Source organism: Pseudomonas sp. CAN1, assembly GCF_030462585.1.
Taxonomy (GTDB): Bacteria; Pseudomonadota; Gammaproteobacteria; order Pseudomonadales; family Pseudomonadaceae; genus Pseudomonas.
Genome location: NZ_JASMRU010000003.1, coordinates 224,234 through 244,924 on the forward strand (window position 1 = coordinate 224,234; position 20,691 = coordinate 244,924).

Consider the following 20,691-nt stretch of genomic DNA (forward strand, 5'->3'; position numbering starts at 1 on the left):
GCGGGCTTTTTTCAGCGGGGCCTGATCAGGTCCACTGGGTCAGCTTGTTGCCTTCCTTGTCCTTGAAGGCGCCGACGATGATCATGATGAAATCGACCAGCGTCCAGATGCCCAGGCCGCCCAGGGTGACGATCTGCAGGATGGCGGTGCCGATCTTGCCGACGTAGAAGCGGTGGGCGCCAAAGGTGCCGAGGAAGAAGCACAGCAGGAAGGCGGGGAGGATGCGTTTTTCGGTCATGGGACAGTCCTTGTGAATGATCGCGGCCGCTCCTTTTGGCGGCCGCGGGCATTCTAATCCATAACCTTTAGGAAATGTTTCAGACGAAGCACAGGCTCAGCGATTCGGCGATGTAGGCCGGTTTGGGCAGGCCTTCGATCTCCAGGGTGCAGCGCGCCTTGATCAGCCACTGGCCGGGGTTCTTCTCGGTGACGTCGGTGATGGTCACCTGCAGGCGCACGCGCGAATCCACCGGCACCGGCTGGATGAAGCGCACGCTGTCCAGGCCGTAGTTGACCACCATCTTGGGGTTCTCCGGCAGGACCAGCAGGCCCTCGCAGAGCTTGGGGATCAGCGACAGCGACAGGAAGCCGTGGGCGATGGTGCCGCCGAAGGGCGTCTTCTTCGCCTTCTCCGGGTCGACGTGGATGAACTGGTGGTCCTCGGTGCACTCGGCGAACTGGTTGATGCGCTGTTGATCGACGGTGATCCACTGCGAATGGCCCAGGTCCTTGCCGATGTAATCCTTCAGTGCGCTTACGGGTACGAATGCCATGTTTCCTCCGGGGATATCGTTGTTCTTCTAATGCGGCCTGCGTAAGAGTCCGCCAACAGATCAGCATGGGGCCTGCAGTCGGTCAAGCCGCAGCGGCATTCATGCTTTGGGCGAATGCCGCGCCATAGCGGGCGCCGGGCGGGCATAATGGCGCCTCGTTGCGCTGGAGATTTCCCTGATGTTGTTACGCGGCCTGACCTGGCTGGTGCTGTTCCAACTGCTCGGCACGGGCCTGAATGCTCTCATCCTGCACATGATTCCCGGCCCGATCATTGGGCTGGTGCTGCTGTTCGCCTTCCTGGTGTGGAACGGCGAGGTGAGCAAGCCGGTCAACGAAGCCGCCGCCTCGCTGCTGCGCTACCTGCCGCTGCTGCTGGTGCCGGCGGCGGTGGGCGTGATGGCCTACGCGAAGCAGATCGCCGCGGACTTCTGGGCCATCGCCGGTGCCCTGGCGCTGTCGCTGCTGGTGTCCTTCGTGTTCGCCGGCTGGCTGATGCAGAAGCTCATCGACCGCCAGCGCAAGCAGAAGGAGGGCGCGTGATGTTCGACTGGCAAGGCGCGCTGAACTCCGTCATCCACCATCCGCTGTTCTGCGTCGGCGTTACCCTGGGCGCCTACCAGCTGGCGCTGGCCGCCTATGAACGGACGCGCTGGGTGTTCCTGCAGCCGGTACTGGTGTCGATGCTGATCGTCATCGCGGTGCTGCTGGCCTGCGGTATCGACTACGCCGAATACAGCAACAGCGCCAAGGTGCTGACCATCCTCCTCGGCCCCGCCACCGTGGCGCTGGCGGTGCCGCTGTTCCTCAACCTGAAGCGCATCCGCCAGCTGTTCTGGCCGACGCTGATCACCCTGCTGGTCGGCGGCCTGTTCGCCACTGCGCTGGGCATCGGCCTGGGCTGGCTGTTCGGCGTCGATCACGAGTTGCTGATGAGCCTGGCGCCCAAGTCGGTGACCTCGCCCATCGCCATGCTGGTGGCCAGCCAGATCGGCGGCGTGGCGGCGCTGGCGGCGGTGTTCGTGCTGATCACCGGCGTGCTCGGCGCCATCCTCGGCCCGGAACTGCTGCGCCGTTTCGGTGTGCATCACCCGGCCGCGCAGGGCATGGCGCTGGGTATGACCGCCCATGCCGTGGGCACCTCCCGCGCCCTGCAGGAGGGCGAGGAATGCGGCGCTTTCGCCGCCCTGGCCATGAGCCTGATGGGCGTGGCCACCGCTGTGCTGCTACCGTTGGCGGTAGCGCTGATTGCCTGATCAATCGATGGAGTGTCCATGAGTTTGCCGCTGTTCCCCCTCAACACCGTGCTGTTTCCCGGCTGCCGCCTCGACCTGCAGATCTTCGAGGCGCGCTACCTGGACATGATCGGCCGCTGCATGAAGCAGAACGGCGGGTTCGGCGTGGTGGCCATCGTCGAGGGCGAGGAAGTTGGCGATGCGCCCGAGCGCTACAGCCTGGTCGGCTGCGAGGCGCATATCCGTGACTTTCAGCAGCAGTCCAATGGCCTGCTGGGTATCCGTGTCGAGGGCGGCCGGCGCTTCCGCGTGCTCTCCGCCAACGTGCAGCCGGACCAGCTGACCGTGGCCGAAGTGCAGTGGCTGGACGAGCAGATTGACCAGCCACTGACCAAGGAGCACGACGACCTCGCCGCGTTGCTCGAAGCGCTGTCCATGCACCCGATGGTCTCTGCGCTGGAGATGGGCGGTGAGGTCAACGGCCAGCAGGCACTGGCCTGCCAGCTCGCCTACCTCTTGCCGTTCGAGCGTGACCAGAAGCAGGTGCTGCTGGAGATGGACGACCCCACCGTGCGCCTGGCGCGCATCCAGGTGCTGCTGGAGCAATTGCAGGGCGACTTCGTCGCCTGACACCACGGCGCATCCTGTAGGAGCGGACCCTGTCCGCGAATCGTTCATCGCGCGCCGATGTTCGCGGAGAAGCTCCGCTCCTACGAGAGCAAAAGCGGTTCGCGAGCAAGCTCATTCTTCCAGGCGTTTCCCTGACTTTGATGCAACAAGGCCCGCGAATGCGGGCCTTGTGCTTTCAACGGCAGAGCCTGGGATCAGAACGAATCGCCCGGCACCCGCACCCAGCCTTCCATGAGGATGCGCGAGCTGCGGCTCATGATGGCCTTGGTCACGGTCCATTCGCCGTTCACCTGCTTCGCCTCCGCGCCTACGCGCAGGGTGCCGGAGGGATGGCCGAAGCGTACGGCGCTGCGCTCACCACCGCCGGCGGCGAGGTTCACCAGGGTGCCGGGGATGGCCGCGGCGGTGCCGATGGCCACGGCGGCGGTGCCCATCATGGCGTGGTGCAGCTTGCCCATGGACAGCGCGCGCACCAGCAGGTCGACATCGCCGGCCTGGACCTGCTTGCCGCTGGAGGTGACGTAGTCTTTCGCCGGCGCGACGAAGGCGATCTTCGGCGTGTGCTGGCGGGTCGCGGCTTCTTCCGGGGTCTTGATCAGGCCCATGCGCAGGGCGCCGGCGATGCGGAATTTCTCGAAGCGCGCCAGTTGCTCGGGGTCGCCATTGATCGCTTCGCGCAGCTCGGCGCCGGTGTAGCCGATGTCCTGGGCGTTGACGAAGATGGTCGGGATGCCGGCGCTGATCATGGTCGCCTTGAAGGTGCCGATGCCGGGGACTTCCAGGTCGTCCACCAGGTTGCCGGTGGGGAACATGGCGCCGCCGTCTTCACCGTCGTCGGACGGGTCGAGGAACTCCAGCACGATCTCGGCGGCGGGGAAGGTCACGCCGTCCAGCTCGAAGTCGCCGGTTTCCTGCACCTGGCCATTGGTGACCGGTACGTGGGCGATGATGGTCTTCTGGATATTGGCCTGCCAGATACGCACCACGCAGGTGCCGTTGTCCGGGATGCGCGACGGGTCGACGAGACCTGCGTGGATGGCGAACGAGCCGGCGGCGGTGGAGAGGTTGCCGCAGTTGCCGCTCCAGTCGACGAAGGCCTTGTCGATGGAGATCTGCCCGTAGAGATAGTCGATGTCGTGGTCCGGCTGGGTACTTTTCGACAGGATCACACACTTGCTGGTGCTGGAGGTCGCTCCGCCCATGCCGTCGATGTGCGCGCTGTACGGATCGGGGCTGCCGATCACGCGCATGAACAGCTTGTCGCGGGCCGCGCCGGGCACCTGGCAGCGCTCGGGCAGGTCCTGCAGGCGGAAGAACACGCCCTTGCTGGTGCCGCCACGGATGTAGGTGGCGGGGATCTTCACTTGGGGTACGTGGGGCATGGGTCTCGATCCTGTCGGCTTTTCGTAGGAGCGAGCTTGCTCGCGAACAGCTCCGCAGCGGGGGTTGGTTCGCGAGCAAGCTCGCTCCTACAGGATTGGTGCCGGCCCAGGCGGGCCGGCCGTTACATCACGCCACGGACGACTCGAGGAAGTCCTTGGCGAAGCGCTGCAGCACGCCGCCGGCGTTGTACACCTTCACTTCGGCGGCGGTGTCCAGGCGGCAGGTAACGGGGACTTCGACCACTTCACCGTTGCGGCGATTGACCACCAGGGTCAGGTCGCAGCGCGGCGACACGTCGCCCTTGATGTCGTAGGTCTCGGTGCCGTCCAGGCCCAGGGTCAGTCGGGTGGTGCCCGGCTTGAACTCCACCGGCAGCACGCCCATGCCCACCAGGTTGGTGCGGTGGATGCGCTCGAAGCCTTCGGCGACGATCACTTCCACGCCCGCCAGGCGAACGCCCTTGGCCGCCCAGTCGCGGGACGAGCCCTGGCCGTAGTCGGCGCCGGCCACGATGATCAGGTTCTGCTTGCGGTTCATGTAGGTTTCGATGGCTTCCCACATGCGCATCACCTTGCCTTCCGGCTCGACGCGAGCCAGCGAACCCTTCTTCACTTCCCCGTTGACCACGGCCATTTCGTTGACCAGCTGCGGGTTGGCGAAGGTGGCGCGCTGGGCGGTCAGGTGGTCGCCGCGGTGGGTGGCGTAAGAGTTGAAGTCCTCCTCCGGCAGGCCCATTTTCGCCAGGTATTCGCCGGCCGCGCTGTCCAGCAGGATGGCGTTGGACGGCGACAGGTGATCGGTGGTGATGTTGTCCGGCAGGATCGCCAGCGGCAGCATGCCCTTGAGCGTGCGCTCGCCGGCCAGCGCGCCTTCCCAGTAGGGCGGACGGCGGATGTAGGTGGACATCGGGCGCCAGTCGTACAGCGGGCTTTCCGCTTCCTGCACGCTGCCCAGGTCGAACATCGGGATGTACACCTGCTTGAACTGCTCGGGCTTGACGCTGGAGGCGACGATGGCGTCGATCTCTTCGTCGGACGGCCAGAGGTCCTTCAGGGTGACGGGGTTGCCGTCCCGGTCGGTACCCAGCGGGTCCTGCTCGATGTCGAAGCGCACGGTGCCGGCGATGGCGTAGGCGACCACCAGCGGCGGCGAGGCGAGGAAGGCCTGCTTGGCGTAGGGGTGGATACGGCCGTCGAAGTTGCGGTTACCCGAGAGCACGGCAGTGGCGTACAGGTCGCGGTCGATGATCTCTTTCTGGATCACCGGGTCCAGCGCGCCGGACATGCCGTTACAGGTGGTGCAGGCATAGGCGACGATGCCGAAGCCGAGCTTCTCCAGCTCCGGCAGCAGGCCGGCTTCTTCCAGGTACAGCTTGGCGACCTTCGAACCCGGCGCGAAGGAGGTCTTCACCCACGGCTTGCGGATCATGCCCAGTGCGTTGGCCTTCTTCGCCACCAGGCCGGCGGCGATCACGTTGCGCGGGTTGGAGGTGTTGGTGCAGCTGGTGATGGCGGCGATGATCACCGCGCCGTCAGGCATCAGGCCTTGGGCTTCTTCACCCTTGCCTTCCTGCAGCTTGGCTTCGTCGGCGATGCCGCGCTCGGCCAGCGCCGAGGTTGGCAGGCGGCGGTGCGGGTTGGACGGGCCGGCCATGTTGCGCACGACGCTGCCCAGGTCGAACTCCAGCACGCGCTCGTACTCGGCGGTCTCCAGGGCGCTGCTCCACAGGCCGAGGGTCTTCGCGTAGTTCTCCACCAACTCCACCTGCTCCGGCTCGCGGCCGGTGAGCTTGAGGTAGTCGATGGTCTGGCCGTCGATGTAGAACATCGAGGCGGTGGCGCCGTATTCCGGGCACATGTTGGAGATGGTCGCGCGGTCGCCGATGGACAGGCTGTCCGCACCCTCGCCGAAGAATTCGACGTAGGCGCCGACCACACGCTCCTTGCGCAGGAACTCGGTGATCGCCAGGACGATGTCGGTGGCGGTGATGCCCGGCTTGCGCTGGCCGGTGAGCTTGACGCCGACGATGTCGGGCAGGCGCATCATCGAAGGGTGACCGAGCATCACGGTCTCGGCTTCGAGGCCGCCGACGCCGATGGCGATCACACCCAGGGCGTCCACGTGCGGGGTGTGCGAGTCGGTGCCGACGCAGGTGTCGGGGAACGCGATGCCGCCGCGCGCCTGGATCACCGGGCTCATTTTCTCCAGGTTGATCTGGTGCATGATGCCGTTGCCGGCCGGGATCACGTCGACGTTCTTGAACGCGGTCTTGGTCCAGTCGATGAAGTGGAAGCGATCCTCGTTGCGGCGGTCCTCGATGGCGCGGTTCTTCTCGAACGCGTCCGGGTCGAAACCGGCGGCTTCCACGGCCAGCGAGTGGTCGACAATCAGCTGGGTCGGCACCACCGGGTTGACCTTGGACGGGTCGCCACCTTTCTCGGCGATGGCGTCACGCAGGCCGGCGAGGTCGACCAGCGCGGTCTGGCCGAGGATGTCGTGGCAGACCACGCGCGCCGGGTACCAGGGGAAGTCGAGGTCGCGCTTGCGGTAGACCAGTTGCTCCAGGGAGGCGGTCAGGTCCGCAGGCTCGCAGCGGCGCACCAGCTGTTCGGCCAGCACGCGGGAGGTGTAGGGGAGCTTGTCCCAGGCGCCGGCCTGGATCGCCTCGACCGCCTCGCGGGCGTCGAAGTAATCCAGCGCGGTGCCGGGCAGGCGTTTGCGGAATTGGCTGTTCACGGAAGTAGTCATTTTTTTATCCACGAAGACTATTTGCGGTCCTTGAGCGGCACGAACTTCAGGTCTTCAGGGCCTGTGTAGTTGGCGCTCGGGCGGATGATCTTGCCGTCGATGCGTTGCTCGATGACGTGGGCGGACCAGCCGGCGGTGCGGGCGATGACGAACAGCGGGGTGAACATCGCGGTGGGCACGCCCATCATGTGGTAGCTCACGGCGCTGAACCAATCGAGGTTGGGGAACATCTTCTTGATGTCCCACATGATGGTTTCCAGGCGCTCGGCGATGTCATACATCTTGGTGTTGGACTGCTCGTGCGACAGCTGGTTGGCGACTTCCTTGATCACCTTGTTGCGCGGGTCGGACACGGTGTAGACCGGGTGGCCGAAGCCGATCACCACTTCCTTCCTCTCGACGCGGGCGCGGATGTCGGCCTCGGCTTCGTCCGGGTTGTCGTAGCGCTTCTGGATCTCGAAGGCCACCTCGTTGGCGCCGCCGTGTTTCGGGCCGCGCAGCGCGCCGATGGCGCCGGCGATGCAGGAGAACATGTCCGAGCCGGTGCCGGCGATCACGCGGGAGGTGAAGGTGGAGGCGTTGAACTCGTGCTCGGCGTACAGGTTGAGCGAGGTGTGCATGGCGCGCACCCAGGACTCGCGGGGCTTCTCGCCGTGCAGCAGGTGCAGGAAGTGGCCGCCGATGGAGTCGTCGTCGGTCTCGACGTCGATGCGCTTGCCGTTGTGGCTGAAGTGGTACCAGTACAGCAGCGCGGAGCCCAGGGAGGCCATCAGCTTGTCGGCGATGTCACGGGCGCCCGGATGGTTGTGGTCGTCCTTCTCTGGCGACAGGCAGCCGAGCACGGACACGGCGGTGCGCATCACGTCCATCGGGTGGGCCGACGGCGGCAGGGTTTCCAGGGCAGCCTTCACGCCGGCCGGCAGGCCGCGCAGGGCCTTCAGCTTGGCCTTGTAGCCGGCCAGTTCGGCGGCGTTGGGCAGCTTGCCATGGACCAGCAGGTGGGCGATTTCCTCGAAGTCGCAGCGGTTGGCGAAATCCAGCACGTCATAGCCACGGTAGTGCAGGTCGTTGCCGGTACGGCCGACGGTGCACAGGGCGGTATTGCCAGCGGCGGTGCCACTCAGGGCCACGGACTTCTTCGGCTTGAAGCCGGTGGTGGTTTCTGCGGTAGCGCTCATCGCGTGTCTCCTCATCAAATCCGGTTGCTTGTTCTTGTCCCCGGCGCGGCCGGGATATCGGTTCGAATCTGGTTGGCCGCCCCCCGTGCGGGAGGTCGGCCCTGGCGTAGGGCGAATAACGTGAAGCGTTATTCGCCGTCACAGCCGATGGTGGATAACGCCTGGGGCGTTATGCACCCTACATAAGGTTCAGGTTCGCGCGCTCACTTCTTGCCAGCGGCGAACAGCGCGTCGAGCTTCTGCTCGAAGGCGTGGTAGCCGATGCGGTCGTACAGCTCGGCACGGGTCTGCATCAGTTCGATCACGTTCTGCTGGTGACCTTCCTGGCGGATCGCGGTGTACACGGCTTCGGCGGCCTTGTTGGCAGCGCGGAAGGCGGACAGCGGATACAGCTGGATGGCCACGCCGACCGAGGCCAGCTCGTCGCGGGTGAACAGCGGGGTGGCGCCGAACTCGGTGATGTTGGCCAGGATCGGTACGTTCAGGGCATCGACGAAGCGCTTGTAGGTCGGCAGGTCGTAGGCGGCTTCGGCGAAGATCGCATCGGCGCCGGCCTCGACGTAGCGCTGGCAGCGCTCGATGGCGGCGTCCACGCCTTCAGCCTGGATGGCGTCGGTGCGGGCGATGAGGAAGAAGTCCGGGTCGGTCTTGGCGTTGGCGGCAGCTTTTACGCGGTCGACCATCTCCTGGGTGGAGACGATTTCCTTGCCCGGGCGGTGACCGCAGCGCTTGGCACCAACCTGGTCCTCGATGTGGGCAGCGGCGGCGCCAGCCTTGATCAGGTTCTTGACGGTGCGCTCGATGTTGAAGGCGCTGGGACCGAAGCCGGTGTCGATGTCCACCAGCAGCGGCAGGTCGCAGACGTCGGTGATGCGGCGAACGTCGGTGAGCACGTCGTCCAGGGTATTGATGCCCAGGTCCGGCAGGCCGAGGGAACCCGCCGCCACGCCGCCACCGGAGAGGTAGATGGCCTTGAAGCCGGCGCGCTTGGCCAGCAGCGCGTGGTTGGCGTTGATCGCGCCGATCACCTGCAGCGGCTTTTCTTCGGCAAGGGCTTCACGGAAACGTTGGCCGGCGGTCTTGTAGCTCATTGTTCACCTCGTTCGTTGGCTGTCTTGGCTTGGGCGTCCAGGTAGTGACGCTCCATATTGCGTTTCGAGGCGCCGATGTGACGGCGCATCAGCAACTCGGCCAGTTCGCCGTCACGGTCGGCGATGGCATCGAGAATCCGGTGGTGCTCGGAGAAGGCCTGGCGCGGGCGGTTGGGCGTCGCCGAGAACTGCAGGCGGTACATGCGCACGAGCTGGTACAGCTCGCCGCAGAGCATGCGGGTGAGGGTGCGGTTGCCGCTGCCCTGGATGATCCGGTAGTGGAAGTCGTAGTCGCCTTCCTGCTGGTAGTAGCCGCGGCCGGCCTGAAACGCCTCGTCGCGCTCGTGGGTGTCGAGCACCCGGCGCAGCTCGTCGATCTCGGCCTGGCTCATGCGCTCGGCGGCCAGGCGGCAGGCCATGCCTTCGAGGGATTCGCGGATCTCGTAGAGCTCCAGCAGCTCCTCGTGGCTGAGCGAAACCACCCGCGCGCCGACGTGGGGTACGCGCACCAGAAGCTTCTGGCCTTCCAGGCGGTGGATCGCCTCACGCAGCGGGCCGCGGCTGATGCCGTAGGTGCGCGCCAGCTCCGGCTCGGAAATCTTGCTGCCGGGGGCGATCTCGCCCTTGACGATGGCCGACTGGATCTTGCGGAACACGTGTTCCGAGAGGGTCTCGCCGTCGTCGCTGGCGGGGGTGGGCAGAATCAGGCTATCGCTCATGGTGTCGACAATCTTCTTGGTGTGCGGCGAAAGCTACCCCTGGAAACCCTCTGGGTCAATCGAGATCTGATGAATTGTCGACAATCGTCTAATCCGCCGGTTTTCTTATAGCGGGCCGGCGAGTACTGCTGCGGACATGCGAAGATGCTCGCCGGCACTATCAGGGAGCGAGTCGTGCAATCGAGGGAACGGATGAAACGAATGGTCGCCTGCGTGGCGGGCTTTCTGCTGCTGGGCTGGGCGCAGGGACTGTGGGCCCTGCATCCGTACCGGGACAACCCGACGGCGGACCTGCAGCCGATCGGCCTGTGGCAGGAGATGACGCCGCTGCTGCTGTTCTGGGCGCTGTGGGTCGCGTTGGCGGCCTGGCCGCAGCGAGCGGCGGCGGGCTGGCGCGGCGCGCTTTCGTCGGGAGTCGCCCTGCTGGGCTGGTTCTGGGTGGATCTTTGTCTGTACGACAGCCGGGTGGCGAGCTGGAGCACCTACTCCCTTGCCGAATTGGCGGCGGAGGTGGCCCTGGTCTGTGGCGGGCCGCTGCTGGTTGCCGTTCTGGTCTATGGTGGCGGCTGGGCCCTGGCGGCCAGGAGGAACACCGATGATCCGCAGCTGGTATGACCGTCATGCATTGCCCCGGCTGATCGACTTCGCCTGCGGCATGGGCGATGTGATGAAGCAGCGCTCGCTGCTGGTGCCCCGCGCCCGCGGGCGGGTGCTGGAGATCGGCATGGGCACCGGGCTGAACCTGGCGTTCTACGATCCGGCGAAAGTGTCGACAATCGTCGGCGTCGACCCTGCGGCACAGATGCAGAAGCTCGCCCGCAGCCGCGCCGAGGCGATTCACATCCCGGTGGACATGGTGGCGCTGGAGCTGGGGCAGATTCGTGCCGATGCCGGTAGCTTTGACAGCATCGTCTGCACCTTCACGCTATGCAGCATCCCCGATGCAGTAGCCGCGCTGAAGGAAATGCGCCGGGTGCTCAAGCCCGGCGGCGAATTCCTCTTCTGCGAACACGGCCTGGCGCCGGACGCTGGCGTGCGCACCTGGCAACACCGGCTGACACCTGTATGGAAACCCCTGGCCGGCGGCTGCCACCTGGACCGCGACATGCCGGCGCTGATCGAATCCGGCGGATTCCACCTGCGCGAGCTGATCCAGGATTACCTGCCCGGCCCGCGGCCGATGACTTACGTGTACCGCGGCATGGCCGACTGAGGTTCCGGCAGGCGATCCAGCACCTCGATGCTGAGGATGTAGGCGCTGCGCAGGAACAGGTCTTCCGGGCGCTGGACGAAACCCGAGTCGGATTGGCAGTCGTTCAGGCGCACCACAGCGGGGGCGTGCCCATCGCTCAGGGCGCGTTAGTCGCTATTGCTGATCCAGCCCTGGAGCACGGAAGACTCGCGGTTGTGGGCGCGAACCACGACTTCGACCTTCAGTTGTTCATTCATGGGAACGTCACTCGGCAGAGGGTGATGAAGAGGTGGCAAACCTTAGCGCCCAACCTCTACGGTCTCTGTCAGGTTCCTCTGAATGCGCTGTGCGACTATCCCCTCTGATCCCCTGGCGCGGCGGCAGGCCGCGTCGCAAGCCGGCTGCCTGCGTGGCGCCGGGCTGGCGCCTCAGGCGACCTGATGATCGGCGGGGGTGACGCTGAGGATGTGCGAGTTGCTGAGGAACAGGTCGTGCACTGCACCGCTGGGGTTCTGCCGGCTCTGGCAGTCCTCCAGGCGCACCATGGCGGGGCCGTGGCCGGCGCGCAGGGCGTGGTAGTCGTCCAGGCTGATGCGGCCGTGGAGGATGCGTTGCGGGCGGTAGGGTGACCAGGTCTCCACTTCCACCCAGAGGCTTTCAGGATCGTGCTGCATGGCGGATGGTCCGGCTGAGTGCAAAAGGGCGCGTACTCTAGACAGCGGACCAGCGCCGAATTCATCAGAGGTCTCTGAGAAATTTGTAGGAATTTATTTTGTCCTGCCCGAAGGCTTTGCCTACGGCATGGTCTTGTAGGCCTCCGCCCATTCCAGGGCGAAAGTCTCGATGGAGGTTGCCGTGGTGTTGGCCGGCGACCGGGCCTCGCGGGCATGCACCAGGCCGCTGTTGATCGCCTCGGCCAGTTCCGCGTAGCAGGCGGCGACGCTGGTTGAACAGCCACCTTCACGCAGCGCGCCGATCAGTTCCTCGGGCGTCATCTGCACGTACGGCAGGTCCGGTTTGCCGATCGCGGCGCCGAGCGCGCAGGTGGCCTGGGCGTAGCTGATGTCACGCTCGCCGAGCAGCTCCCGCACCACCCTGCCGTGCCAGTCGCGGGCGAGCAGGGCGCGGCTGGCGGCGTCGGCCACATCCGCCGTGGCGATCATCGGCACCGGCACGTCCGGCGCTACTGCATCGCTGTAGCAGTCACAGGCGCGGACTATCGGCAGCGCGCCGTAGAGGTTCTCGAACAGGGCGCCGACACGCAGCGTCAGTACGTTCACTTCCGGCAGCAGAGTCGCCAGGCGCTGTTCCTGGTCATGCATGCTGATGATCGGCCCGGTGCCGGAAGGCACCTCGGCGCCCACGCTGCTGATGAACACCACATGACGAACACCGCTGCTGCGGATGGCGGCGAGGATCGCCTCGCCCTGGGCGGCCTGCTGGTTGCGGTAGTCCTCGGTATCCGGACCGTAGGCGAGCAGGGTGTAGACCGCATCCGAGCCGCGGAAGGCCTCGCTGAGGAAGGCAGCGTCATGGGGTTCGCCCACAGCAATCTGCGCGCCGGCGGCAGCCAGCGGCGCCAGTCGCTCGGCGTTGCGGCCAAGGGCATGGACCGGCACGCCGGCTTGCAGCAGGGTCTGGCAGATTCTCGAACCGGTGCGGCCGGTGGCTCCCATTACGGTGATCATGGCGATGTCCTCGCTGTTGGCCGTCCCGCGGCGCCCGCCGTGGGTTCGTTGGCCTGGATTCAGTCTCCTGCTGAATTGCCGGACGGTTAATGCCTGGGAATCGCTGCTTCATGCTCATTCGTCCAGGAGTGCTGGACGCCGCCGAATCGCCGGATCAGTCTCAAGACCATGAATACTCCTACTGCCATGCCATGCCATGCCAWGCCATGCCATGCCATGCCATGCCATGCCAGACCTGACCGACGCCTGGGCTTCCACCGATCCCCTGGGCGAGGCCCTGCATTTCCTGCGAATGAGTGGCACCTTCTACTGCCGCTCCGAGTTCACTGCGCCCTGGGGGCTGGACCTGCCGGCCATGCCGCAGTGTCTGATGTTCCATGTGCTGACCGTCGGCGAATGCTGGCTGGAAGCCGAGGGCGACGAGCCGCGCCGGCTGGCGCCGGGCGACCTGGTACTGGTGCCGCACGGTGAAGGCCACCGGCTGGCGAGTGCGCCGGGAGAAGCGGCGACGGGGCTGTTCGATCTACCGCGGGCTTACGCCAGCGACCGCTACGAAGTGCTGCGCCAGGGCGGTGGTGGTGAATCGACGGCGATGATCTGCGGCGCGGTGCGCTTCGATCACCCCGCTGCGCTGCAACTGGTGCGCCTGCTACCGCGTGTGCTGGAAGCACAGGTGCGCGACCCCGGCCAGCGCGACTGGCTGATGAGCACCCTACAACTGATGGAGAACGAGGCGCGGGCCATGCGCCCCGGCGGTGAAACGGTGATCACCCGGCTGGCCGACATCCTGGTGATCCAGGCCATCCGCGCCTGGATCGAGCAGGACCCGGCCGCGCAAACCGGCTGGCTCGGCGCGCTGCAGGACCGCCAGTTGGGGCGTGCGCTGAGCCTGATCCATCGCGAGCCGGAGCGGGACTGGAGCCTCGCATCGCTGGCTGGTGTGGCGGCCATGTCGCGCTCGGCCTTTGCCGCGCGCTTCGCCGAGAAGGTCGGCATGCCGGCGATGCACTACGTGACCCGCTGGCGCATGCATGTGGCGCTGAGCTGGTTGCAGGAAAGAGAAATCGGGGTAGCCGAGCTGGCGGAGCGGCTGGGCTACCAGTCCGAGGCGGCGTTCAGTCGAGCGTTCAAGCGGTTCATTGGCGTTTCGCCGGGGAGTGTGCGGCGCAGCTAGGTTGTGCCATGGAGCGTAGGAGCGGACTCCGTCCGCGATCGATCCCCGGCTGCTCCGAGCTGGCCGGTGGCACATCGCGGACAGAGTCCGCTCCTACGCGAAGGGAATCGGCGGAGTCAGCCCCGTGGCGCATAACGCGCCAGCGTTATCCGCCGCTGAGGGCCGGCGGATAACCTGTTCCAGGTTATGCGCCTACGTTCCACAGGTCGACGCTGAAGTCACCGTATACGTAGGAGCGGACTCCGTCCGCGATCGATCCCCGGCGGCTCTGAGCTGGCCGGTGGCACATCGCGGACAAAGTCCGCTCCTACGCGAAGGAAATCGGCGGAGTCAGCCCCGTGGCGCATAACGCGCCAGCGTTATCCGCCGCTAAGGGGCGGCGGATAACCTGTTCCAGGTTATGCGCCCTACGTTCCACAAGTCGACGCGGAAGTCGCCGTATACGTAGGAGCGGACTCCGTCCGCGATCGATCCCCGGGTACTCCGAGCTGGCCGGTGGCCCATCGCGGACAGAGTCCGCTCCTACGCGAAGGGAAATGGCGGAGTCGGCCCTGTGGGGCTGGTGACGACGTGGGGGCGGGTTCGCGAGCAAGCTCGCTCCTACGAAGAGCGCCGCGGTCGGGCGGAACTGTAGGAGCGAGCTTGCTCGCGAACCGCACGGCACGATGGTCCGTGCGTAAGGAGGCGGGTTCCGGGAAGCGTCCGATCAGAGCTGGATATCGTCGCGGATCAGCACGCAGGTGCAGCCGTCGTCGTCTTCGCGCCAGTCGTGGAGGAAGTACATCTGGATCTTGCCGCCGTCCATTACCGCCAGGTAGTCGCCGACTTCCGGGACGAAGAAGGCGGAGGTGCCGGGCTGGGCTTCGCATTCGATGCGGGCGCTGAAGAACAGCGCCGGGTCGGCGTCGTCGAAGAAGTCTTCGCGCTCGGCGGCGTCCCATTCGATGGGGGCTTCGAAGGGGCCGAGGAAGAGCACCTTGGCGTCGCCCATGTCGAGTTCTTCCGCGTCCGGGTCGTTGTCGTCGGGGCGGTAGACGGTGGCGTCCAGCGCGCTGCTGTCGGCGAGGATGGCCTGGCGTGCGGCCATGCGCTGCTGCGGGTCGACGCCGGCGTCGGCGCAGAGCTGGTTCCAGAGGGTTTCGGCTTGGGTGGACATGGTGGCTCCCGCTCGTGCGGCCGGTTCAAAGGCCGATAGTGTCCGGGACGGCGGGGCAGAGATCAACGCCCTGCGTCAGCGCGACTGAAGCCGCGCTGACGCATCACCATTCGCTCAGCGCGCGCTGATGCGGGCGCGCATCTGCTCCATGCGTTCGATCAGGCTGTCGACTTCCTGCTTGAACAGCTCGAGGAAATCGCTCTGTTCGCAGCTTTCCACCTCGTAGCCGTCGTACAGCGCCAGGCTGCCGTCGGCGCGGAAGCCGTAGTAGCGCGGGTCACTCTCGACCTTGAGCACCGGCGCGAAGTCCTCGATGCCCTGGCTGCGGACTTCGGCCAGCTGCACGCTCAGGCTCAGCCATTCGGGGATGTCCTCGGCCAGCCCGAACACCAGCAGGCCGCGCCAGAAGGTCCAGGCGGGGCCGACGTCGAAGGCCTTGGCGGCCGGCCAGGATTCTTCCCGTGCGGTGATGTACAGGCCGCCGAGCTTGGACAGCGTCAGCAGGCGGAAAACCTCCGGCAGGGCGAAGCCCAGGTCCGCTTCATAGCGCTCCAGGGCGGCGGCCTCGGCCTTGCCGGCCACCACCTCGAAGTGCTCGATCTCGATGGGTTCGAGGATCTTCCAGAGTTCTTGCAGCAGAGCTTCTTCAGTCATTGCCAATCCTTTTCCGAGTGACTGTCAGTGGTGTGCGAGGCCCGCCGTCACAGGCCGTATTTCTTCACCTTGTCGAACAGCGTGGTCTTGGCCATGCCCAGTGCGTGCGCGGCCTGGCTGAGGTTGCCGGCGTGGCGTTCGAGGGCGGTGGACAGCAGGCTCTTCTCGAAGGCTTCGACGGCCTCGGCGAAGCGCGGTTCCCCGGCTTCCGGGCCGAGATTGCCGCCGGCCAGCACTGGCAGGCCGAGGGCGAAGCGTTCGGCGACGTTGCGCAGCTCGCGCACGTTGCCCGGCCAGTCGTGGGCCATCAGCGTGGCGGCAGTGGCGTTGTCGATGGGCGGCGTCGGGCGGTCGAAGCGCAGCGAGGACTGCTGCAGGAAGTGCTCGAAGAGCATCAGGATGTCTTCGCGGCGCTCGCGCAGCGGCGGCAGGTTGAGGGTGATGACGTTGAGGCGGTAGTAGAGGTCGCTGCGGAAGCTGCCGTCGCGGCCCATGGCGGCGAGATCGGACTTGGTCGCGGCGATCACCCGGCAGTCCACGCGGATCAGTTCGTTGGAGCCCAGGCGTTCCAGCTGCTGCTCCTGCAGCACGCGCAGCAGCTTGATCTGCAGGTTCAGCGGCATGCTCTCGATCTCGTCGAGGAACAGGCTGCCGCCGTCGGCGTGCTCGATCTTGCCGATCCGCCGCTTGCCGGCGCCGGTGAAGGCGTGGGCTTCGTGGCCGAAGATTTCGCTGTCGATCAGGCTTTCCGGCAGGCCGCCGCAGTTGAGCGCGACGAAGGGCTTGGGCTGGCGCCGGCTGGAGTCGTGCAGGCAGCGCGCGACCAGTTCCTTGCCGGTGCCGGTCTCGCCTTCGATGAGCACGTTGGCGGAGGTGTCGGCGACGTTGGCGATCAGCTCGCGCAGCGCCTGCATGGCCGGCGAGCGGCCGATCAGCCGGCTCTCCAGGGCCTGTTTGCCGGCGAGCTGGCGGCGCAGTTGGCTGACCTCGCGGGTCAGCGCGCGCTGGGCGAGGGCGCGGCGCGCGGTGTCCACCAGCTTTTCGGGGGAGAAGGGTTTCTCCATGAAGTCGTAGGCGCCGTCGCGCATGGCCTTGACCGCCATGGCGATGTCGCCATGGCCGGTGATCAGCACCACTGGCAGGCTGGGGTCGAGCGCCTTGAGTTTTTCCAGCAGCTGCAGGCCGTCCATGCCGGGCATGCGGATGTCGCTGACGACGATGCCGGGGAAGTCGGCGCCGACCTTCTTCAGCGCTTCCTCGGCGCTGCCCACGCTGTCGGTCTCGATGTCTTCCAGGGCCAGCGCCTGCTGGCAGCCGAGGCGCACGTGGGGGTCGTCCTCGACGATCAGGACGCGCAGGGATGGGTCGCTCATGCGGGTGTCTCCATGGCCGGTAGCAGCGGCAGGTGCAGCTCGAAGGCGGTGCCGCCGGCCTCCGGATAGGCCACGCCGAGGCTGCCGCCGGCGGCGGTGGCGAGGCTGGCCGAAAGGGTCAGGCCCAGGCCCAGGCCGAGTTCGCCGGGCTTGGTGGTGAAGAAGGGTTCGAACAGGTGCTGGCGCTGATCCTGCGGGATGCCGGGGCCGTTGTCGCGGACCACCAGGCGGTAGTGGCCGTCGCTTTCGATGCGGCCTTCCAGCCACAGGCGGCGGTCGTCCTGCGCGCGCATGGCGTCGAGGGCGTTGGCGATCAGGTTGACCAGTATCTGTTCCAGGCGCGTCTGGTCGATGGCCAGGCACGCGTCGGGGTAGTCGCGGTGCAGGGTCACCGGCACCTCGGCGAGTCGCACCTGCAGCACCATCACGGCGGCGTCCACCGCCTTGCTCAGGGTCGCCTGGCCGTGGTCGTCGGCGCGCCGGGCGAAGGCGCGTAGGCTGGCAGTGATGCGACCCATGCGGTCGACCATTTCGGCGATGGCTTCGAGGTTGCTGCTGGCGACGTCGAGCTTGCCGCGTTCGAGGAAGCGCACGCTGTTGCTCGACAGGGTGCGCAGCGCTGCCAGCGGCTGGTTGAGTTCGTGGGCGATGCTGGTGGACATCTGCCCGATCACCGCCAGCTTGCCGGCCTGTACCAGACGGTCCTGGGCCTTGCGCAGGGTGTCCTCGGCCTGCCGGCGTTCGCGGATCTGTTCGCGCAGGTGCTGGTTGCTGGCACGCAGGTCGGCGGTGCGCTCGGCGATGCGCCGCTCCAGGGCATTGTTGGCCTGCTCCAGCGCCTCACGGGCGGCGAGGCGGGTGGCGATGACCTTGCGCCGTTCGTTCCAGGCGATCAGCAGGAAGGCGAACAGGGCGAAGCCCAGTGCGGCGAGCATGCCGTGGATCAGCGCTTCGCGGCGCAGGTCGGCCAGCGGGGTGAGCAGGGTGAAGTTCCACGGCGTGTCGCTGAGCTGGCGCGTCTGCATCAGGTAGCTGAGCGGCTTGTGGCTGTCGGCATGCTCGCCCGGCGGGAAGCTGATTTCCTCGACGCCCTCGCCCAGTGGTTTGCGCGACAGCGGTTGCCATTCGTTGAGCGCCCACCAGTAGTACTGCAGGCTGCGGGCGAGGCGTTCCTTGTCCTGGTCGCTGAGCGGGCGCACGGCCTTCAGGCGCAGGGCCGGGTCGCTGGAGAGGATGATGATGCCGTTCTCGTCGCTGACGAAGGCTTGCAGGCGCGCCTTCTCCCAGCGTTCTTCGAGGGCCTCCATGCGCACCTTGACCACCGCCACGCCGACGATCTTGCCGCCATGCACGAGGCCGTGGGCGAGGTAGTAACCGGGTTCGCCGGTGGTGCTGCCGATGCCGTAGAAACGCCCGGGGCGGCCGTTCACCGCTTCCTGGAAATAGGCGCGGAAGGACAGGTCTTCACCCAGGTAGCTGTCGGCGTCCTGCCAGTTGCTGGTGGCCAGCACGCGGCCGGAGGTGTCCAGCAGGTACACGGCGCGGCTGCCGGCGCGGCGGTTGAGGCCTTCCAGGTAATGGTTGACGCGGTCGCGGTGCAGCGGCGTCGGGTCCACCAGCAGGCGGCTGACACTGCCTTCGAGTTCCAGCAGGCTGGGCAGGTAGGTGTAGCGGCTGATCTCGCTTTCCACGCCACGGGCGTGCAGTTCGAGCTGGCGTTCGCCGGTCTCGATCAGGGTGCGGGTGCCGGCGCCTTCGCTGATCAGGTAGCCGCCGTAGCCGAAGCCCAGGGTGAGCAGGAGCAGCAGGAAGGGCAACAGGTAGTTGCGCACGAGGCGTGGCTTCACGGTGAGCGGCGGCGGCAATGGGCTGGAGGCGCATTGCAGCACAGTCGCCGGGGCCGAGCCAGCCCAACGCCGGGGGGCGGCGATGGACTGGCTCGGATACCACACGGTGCGTCTGCCAGGGGTTAGGGTTTGACCACCATGCCGACGCCGCGGCCGCGCGGATCGGAGGCGGTTTCCAGCGCCTTGCCGTTGACACGGATGGCCTGGATGTCACCCATGTTCCAGCCCTGGTCTTCCAGGGTGTAGCCCATGGCTTTGAGCTCGTCGGCGACCTTGCCGGTGAGCGGTGCGTAAGCGTCGTAGTAGATGGTGTCCTTGGGCAGCAGTTGGTGATGTACGCGCTGCGCGGCGACGGCCTTCTCCAGGGGCAGCTTGTAGTCGTAGACGTTGTTCAGCACCTGGAAGATCGAGGTGAAGATCCGCGAGCCGCCGGGAGTGCCCAGCACCAGGCTGACGTGGCCGTCGCGGGTGACGATGCTCGGGCTCATGGAGGAGAGCATGCGCTTGCCCGGCTCGATGGCGTTGGCATCGCTGCCCACTACGCCGAAGGCGTTGGCTACGCCCGGCTTGGAGCTGAAGTCGTCCATCTCGTCGTTGAGCAGGAAGCCGGCACCCTTGACCACCACGCCGCTGCCGAAGTCCCAGTTGAGGGTGTAGGTGTTGCTGACGGCGTTGCCGTCCTTGTCGACGATGGAGAAGTGCGTGGTCTGGTGCGGCTCAAGGCCGGGGCGGACCTTCTCGGTTGCCGAGATGGCGTTGGGGTTCACTTCCTTGGCGCGCTTGGCGATGTATTTCGCATCGGTCAGTTGGGCCACCGGCACCTTGGAGAACTGCGGGTCGCCCAGGTAGTCGGCGCGGTCGGCGAACACGCGCTTTTCGATTTCGGCGAGCAGGTGGATGTACTTGGCGGAGTTCAGCTCGACGCCCTTGAAGTCGGCGGCGCGCTGTTCCTTGATGCCGATCAGCTGGGCCAGGGCGATGCCGCCGGAGCTGGGCAGCGGCGCGGTGTAGAGGGTGTTGCCCTGCCAGTCGACGCGCATCGGTTCGCGCCACTTGGCTTCGTAGGTGGAGAGGTCATCGGCGGTGACCAGGCCGCCGTCCTGTTTCATCTGGGCGACCAGCAGCTTGGCGGTCTCGCCCTTGTAGAAGTCGTCCGGGCCCTCGTCGGCGATGCGCTCCAGGGTCTTGGCCAGCTCGGGCTGCTTGAAGGTTTCGCCCGGCTTCATGGTGCCGAAGTAGTCGCCGAAGTTGGTCTTGCCGTTGAACAGCGCGATGGCGTCCTGGCGGTACTGGTACTGCTGGTCGGCGACCCGGAAGCCGCTCTGCGCGTAGCCGATGGCCGGGGTCAGCAGTTCGCTCCACTTCAGCTTGCCGAAGCGCTTGTGCGCTTCCCACAGGCCCATCACGGTACCCGGCACGCCGGCGGCCTTGGCGCCGACCAGGCTGAGGTTATCGATCACCTCGCCCTTGTCGTTCAGGTACATGGTCTTGGTCGCGGCCTTGGGGGCGATCTCGCGGTAGTCGAGGAAGTACGGCTTGCCGTCGACGTACAGGGTCATGAAGCCGCCGCCGCCGATGTTGCCGGCCTCGGGATAGGTGACCGCGAGGGTGAAGGCGGTGGCGACCGCGGCGTCGACGGCGTTGCCGCCCTTCTTGAGGATCTCGGCGGCGACCTTGGCACCGTACTGGTCGGGTGCGGCTACCGCGCCGCCGTCGAGGGTGACGGCGAAGACCGAAGAACTCGCCGCGAGGATCGCGACGCCCAGGGGCAGCTTGCTGAAGTGGAACACGCGCATGGGACTTCCTTATTTGTTCTTGTACTGGCGGTGAGGTTGAAGGCCCCGGCGAACCG

Annotated in this window: 20 protein-coding genes and 1 pseudogene; 6 read left to right on the forward strand and 15 right to left on the reverse strand. The window is 66.4% G+C overall.

What is annotated here, in order from left to right:
• Positions 1-79: 79 nt before the first annotated feature.
• Positions 80-238 (reverse strand): annotated as a pseudogene (locus tag QO207_RS06595) (TM2 domain-containing protein); the annotation flags it as partial.
• Positions 239-317: 79 nt separating this feature from the next.
• On the reverse strand, positions 318-773 hold the full coding sequence (locus tag QO207_RS06600) for a MaoC family dehydratase (RefSeq protein WP_301531695.1): 456 nt from the start codon (positions 771-773) through the stop codon (positions 318-320).
• A gap of 178 nt (positions 774-951) precedes the next feature.
• Here QO207_RS06600 and QO207_RS06605 point away from each other — a divergent pair, with 178 nt between their 5' ends.
• From QO207_RS06605 to QO207_RS06615, 3 genes are read left to right on the forward strand one after another with little or no spacing between them, the layout of a single operon-like run.
• Entirely contained in the window at positions 952-1,314 is a 363-nt protein-coding gene (locus QO207_RS06605) for a CidA/LrgA family protein (protein ID WP_045217069.1), read from the forward strand.
• Positions 1,314-2,027 (forward strand): LrgB family protein, encoded by a 714-nt coding sequence (locus tag QO207_RS06610; protein ID WP_301531696.1) that lies wholly within the window; start codon positions 1,314-1,316, stop codon positions 2,025-2,027. Before QO207_RS06605 ends, QO207_RS06610 begins: the two co-directional genes overlap by 1 nt.
• An 18-nt stretch (positions 2,028-2,045) precedes the next feature.
• The gene (locus tag QO207_RS06615) at positions 2,046-2,636 is read left to right on the forward strand and encodes an LON peptidase substrate-binding domain-containing protein (protein WP_301531697.1); all 591 of its coding nucleotides are present in this window, start codon (positions 2,046-2,048) and stop codon (positions 2,634-2,636) included.
• A 194-nt stretch (positions 2,637-2,830) separates the two neighbouring features.
• Here the strand turns inward: QO207_RS06615 and prpF are convergent, their stop codons facing one another.
• The 5 genes from prpF to QO207_RS06640 form a co-directional block, all read right to left on the reverse strand.
• A complete protein-coding gene (gene prpF, locus QO207_RS06620; protein WP_301531698.1) occupies positions 2,831-4,018 on the reverse strand; it encodes a 2-methylaconitate cis-trans isomerase PrpF in 1,188 nt (395 codons plus the stop codon).
• Between the two features lie 127 nt (positions 4,019-4,145).
• On the reverse strand, positions 4,146-6,755 hold the full coding sequence (gene acnD, locus QO207_RS06625; protein ID WP_301531818.1) for a Fe/S-dependent 2-methylisocitrate dehydratase AcnD: 2,610 nt from the start codon (positions 6,753-6,755) through the stop codon (positions 4,146-4,148).
• Positions 6,756-6,784: 29 nt separating this feature from the next.
• Positions 6,785-7,945 carry a 2-methylcitrate synthase gene (gene prpC / locus QO207_RS06630; protein WP_301531699.1) on the reverse strand — a complete coding sequence of 387 codons (1,161 nt, stop codon included), beginning with the start codon at positions 7,943-7,945 and terminating at the stop codon, positions 6,785-6,787.
• A 203-nt stretch (positions 7,946-8,148) separates the two neighbouring features.
• Complete coding sequence (prpB, locus tag QO207_RS06635; protein ID WP_301531700.1) at positions 8,149-9,036, reverse strand: methylisocitrate lyase; 888 nt, start codon at positions 9,034-9,036, stop codon at positions 8,149-8,151.
• On the reverse strand, positions 9,033-9,755 hold the full coding sequence (locus QO207_RS06640) for a GntR family transcriptional regulator (RefSeq protein WP_081517269.1): 723 nt from the start codon (positions 9,753-9,755) through the stop codon (positions 9,033-9,035). The genes prpB and QO207_RS06640 overlap by 4 nt, the downstream gene beginning before the upstream one ends.
• Before the next feature lie 192 nt (positions 9,756-9,947).
• Here QO207_RS06640 and QO207_RS06645 point away from each other — a divergent pair, with 192 nt between their 5' ends.
• Positions 9,948-10,370 carry a hypothetical protein gene (locus QO207_RS06645; protein ID WP_301531701.1) on the forward strand — a complete coding sequence of 141 codons (423 nt, stop codon included), beginning with the start codon at positions 9,948-9,950 and terminating at the stop codon, positions 10,368-10,370.
• Positions 10,351-10,968 (forward strand): class I SAM-dependent methyltransferase, encoded by a 618-nt coding sequence (locus QO207_RS06650; RefSeq protein ID WP_301531702.1) that lies wholly within the window; start codon positions 10,351-10,353, stop codon positions 10,966-10,968. The genes QO207_RS06645 and QO207_RS06650 overlap by 20 nt, the downstream gene beginning before the upstream one ends.
• Here the strand turns inward: QO207_RS06650 and QO207_RS06655 are convergent.
• From QO207_RS06655 to QO207_RS06665, 3 genes are all read right to left on the reverse strand, one after another.
• Positions 10,941-11,081: a hypothetical protein gene (locus tag QO207_RS06655; RefSeq protein WP_301531703.1), complete on the reverse strand. Its 141-nt coding sequence runs from the start codon at positions 11,079-11,081 to the stop codon at positions 10,941-10,943. The genes QO207_RS06650 and QO207_RS06655 overlap by 28 nt on opposite strands.
• A 294-nt stretch (positions 11,082-11,375) precedes the next feature.
• Positions 11,376-11,621: a hypothetical protein gene (locus QO207_RS06660; protein WP_301531704.1), complete on the reverse strand. Its 246-nt coding sequence runs from the start codon at positions 11,619-11,621 to the stop codon at positions 11,376-11,378.
• Positions 11,622-11,741: 120 nt separating this feature from the next.
• Positions 11,742-12,635, reverse strand: coding sequence for an NAD(P)H-binding protein (locus QO207_RS06665; protein WP_301531705.1), 894 nt, complete (start codon positions 12,633-12,635; stop codon positions 11,742-11,744).
• Between the two features lie 226 nt (positions 12,636-12,861).
• On the opposite strand from QO207_RS06665, the gene QO207_RS06670 reads away from it, so the two are divergent.
• Complete coding sequence (locus QO207_RS06670) at positions 12,862-13,809, forward strand: AraC family transcriptional regulator (protein ID WP_301531706.1); 948 nt, start codon at positions 12,862-12,864, stop codon at positions 13,807-13,809.
• Between the two features lie 706 nt (positions 13,810-14,515).
• Here the strand turns inward: QO207_RS06670 and QO207_RS06675 are convergent.
• The 5 genes from QO207_RS06675 to ggt all read right to left on the reverse strand — a co-directional run bounded on the left by QO207_RS06675 (position 14,516) and on the right by ggt (position 20,635).
• Positions 14,516-14,965, reverse strand: a complete 450-nt coding sequence (locus QO207_RS06675; protein WP_301531707.1) for a hypothetical protein — start codon at positions 14,963-14,965, stop codon at positions 14,516-14,518.
• 114 nt (positions 14,966-15,079) lie between these two features.
• Positions 15,080-15,619 carry a hypothetical protein gene (locus tag QO207_RS06680; protein WP_301531708.1) on the reverse strand — a complete coding sequence of 180 codons (540 nt, stop codon included), beginning with the start codon at positions 15,617-15,619 and terminating at the stop codon, positions 15,080-15,082.
• 47 nt (positions 15,620-15,666) lie between these two features.
• On the reverse strand, positions 15,667-16,992 hold the full coding sequence (locus QO207_RS06685; RefSeq protein WP_301531709.1) for a sigma-54 dependent transcriptional regulator: 1,326 nt from the start codon (positions 16,990-16,992) through the stop codon (positions 15,667-15,669).
• Positions 16,989-18,881, reverse strand: coding sequence for an ATP-binding protein (locus QO207_RS06690; protein WP_301531819.1), 1,893 nt, complete (start codon positions 18,879-18,881; stop codon positions 16,989-16,991). Before QO207_RS06690 ends, QO207_RS06685 begins: the two co-directional genes overlap by 4 nt.
• Positions 18,882-18,961: 80 nt before the next feature.
• Positions 18,962-20,635: a gamma-glutamyltransferase gene (gene ggt, locus QO207_RS06695; RefSeq protein ID WP_301531710.1), complete on the reverse strand. Its 1,674-nt coding sequence runs from the start codon at positions 20,633-20,635 to the stop codon at positions 18,962-18,964.
• Positions 20,636-20,691: the final 56 nt, after the last annotated feature.

What these genes read in the sequence shown, in the direction of transcription:
- QO207_RS06600 (WP_301531695.1), bottom strand. Translation starts at nt 773, where the DNA reads ATGGCATTCGTACCCGTAAGCGCACTGAAGGATTACATCGGCAAGGAC.
- QO207_RS06605 (WP_045217069.1), top strand. Translation starts at nt 952, where the DNA reads ATGTTGTTACGCGGCCTGACCTGGCTGGTGCTGTTCCAACTGCTCGGC.
- QO207_RS06610 (WP_301531696.1), top strand. Translation starts at nt 1,314, where the DNA reads ATGTTCGACTGGCAAGGCGCGCTGAACTCCGTCATCCACCATCCGCTG.
- QO207_RS06615 (WP_301531697.1), top strand. Translation starts at nt 2,046, where the DNA reads ATGAGTTTGCCGCTGTTCCCCCTCAACACCGTGCTGTTTCCCGGCTGC.
- prpF (WP_301531698.1), bottom strand. Translation starts at nt 4,018, where the DNA reads ATGCCCCACGTACCCCAAGTGAAGATCCCCGCCACCTACATCCGTGGC.
- prpC (WP_301531699.1), bottom strand. Translation starts at nt 7,945, where the DNA reads ATGAGCGCTACCGCAGAAACCACCACCGGCTTCAAGCCGAAGAAGTCC.
- prpB (WP_301531700.1), bottom strand. Translation starts at nt 9,036, where the DNA reads ATGAGCTACAAGACCGCCGGCCAACGTTTCCGTGAAGCCCTTGCCGAA.
- QO207_RS06640 (WP_081517269.1), bottom strand. Translation starts at nt 9,755, where the DNA reads ATGAGCGATAGCCTGATTCTGCCCACCCCCGCCAGCGACGACGGCGAG.
- QO207_RS06645 (WP_301531701.1), top strand. Translation starts at nt 9,948, where the DNA reads ATGAAACGAATGGTCGCCTGCGTGGCGGGCTTTCTGCTGCTGGGCTGG.
- QO207_RS06650 (WP_301531702.1), top strand. Translation starts at nt 10,351, where the DNA reads ATGATCCGCAGCTGGTATGACCGTCATGCATTGCCCCGGCTGATCGAC.
- QO207_RS06660 (WP_301531704.1), bottom strand. Translation starts at nt 11,621, where the DNA reads ATGCAGCACGATCCTGAAAGCCTCTGGGTGGAAGTGGAGACCTGGTCA.
- QO207_RS06665 (WP_301531705.1), bottom strand. Translation starts at nt 12,635, where the DNA reads ATGATCACCGTAATGGGAGCCACCGGCCGCACCGGTTCGAGAATCTGC.
- QO207_RS06670 (WP_301531706.1), top strand. Translation starts at nt 12,862, where the DNA reads ATGCCAGACCTGACCGACGCCTGGGCTTCCACCGATCCCCTGGGCGAG.
- QO207_RS06675 (WP_301531707.1), bottom strand. Translation starts at nt 14,965, where the DNA reads ATGTCCACCCAAGCCGAAACCCTCTGGAACCAGCTCTGCGCCGACGCC.
- QO207_RS06680 (WP_301531708.1), bottom strand. Translation starts at nt 15,619, where the DNA reads ATGACTGAAGAAGCTCTGCTGCAAGAACTCTGGAAGATCCTCGAACCC.
- QO207_RS06685 (WP_301531709.1), bottom strand. Translation starts at nt 16,992, where the DNA reads ATGAGCGACCCATCCCTGCGCGTCCTGATCGTCGAGGACGACCCCCAC.
- ggt (WP_301531710.1), bottom strand. Translation starts at nt 20,635, where the DNA reads ATGCGCGTGTTCCACTTCAGCAAGCTGCCCCTGGGCGTCGCGATCCTC.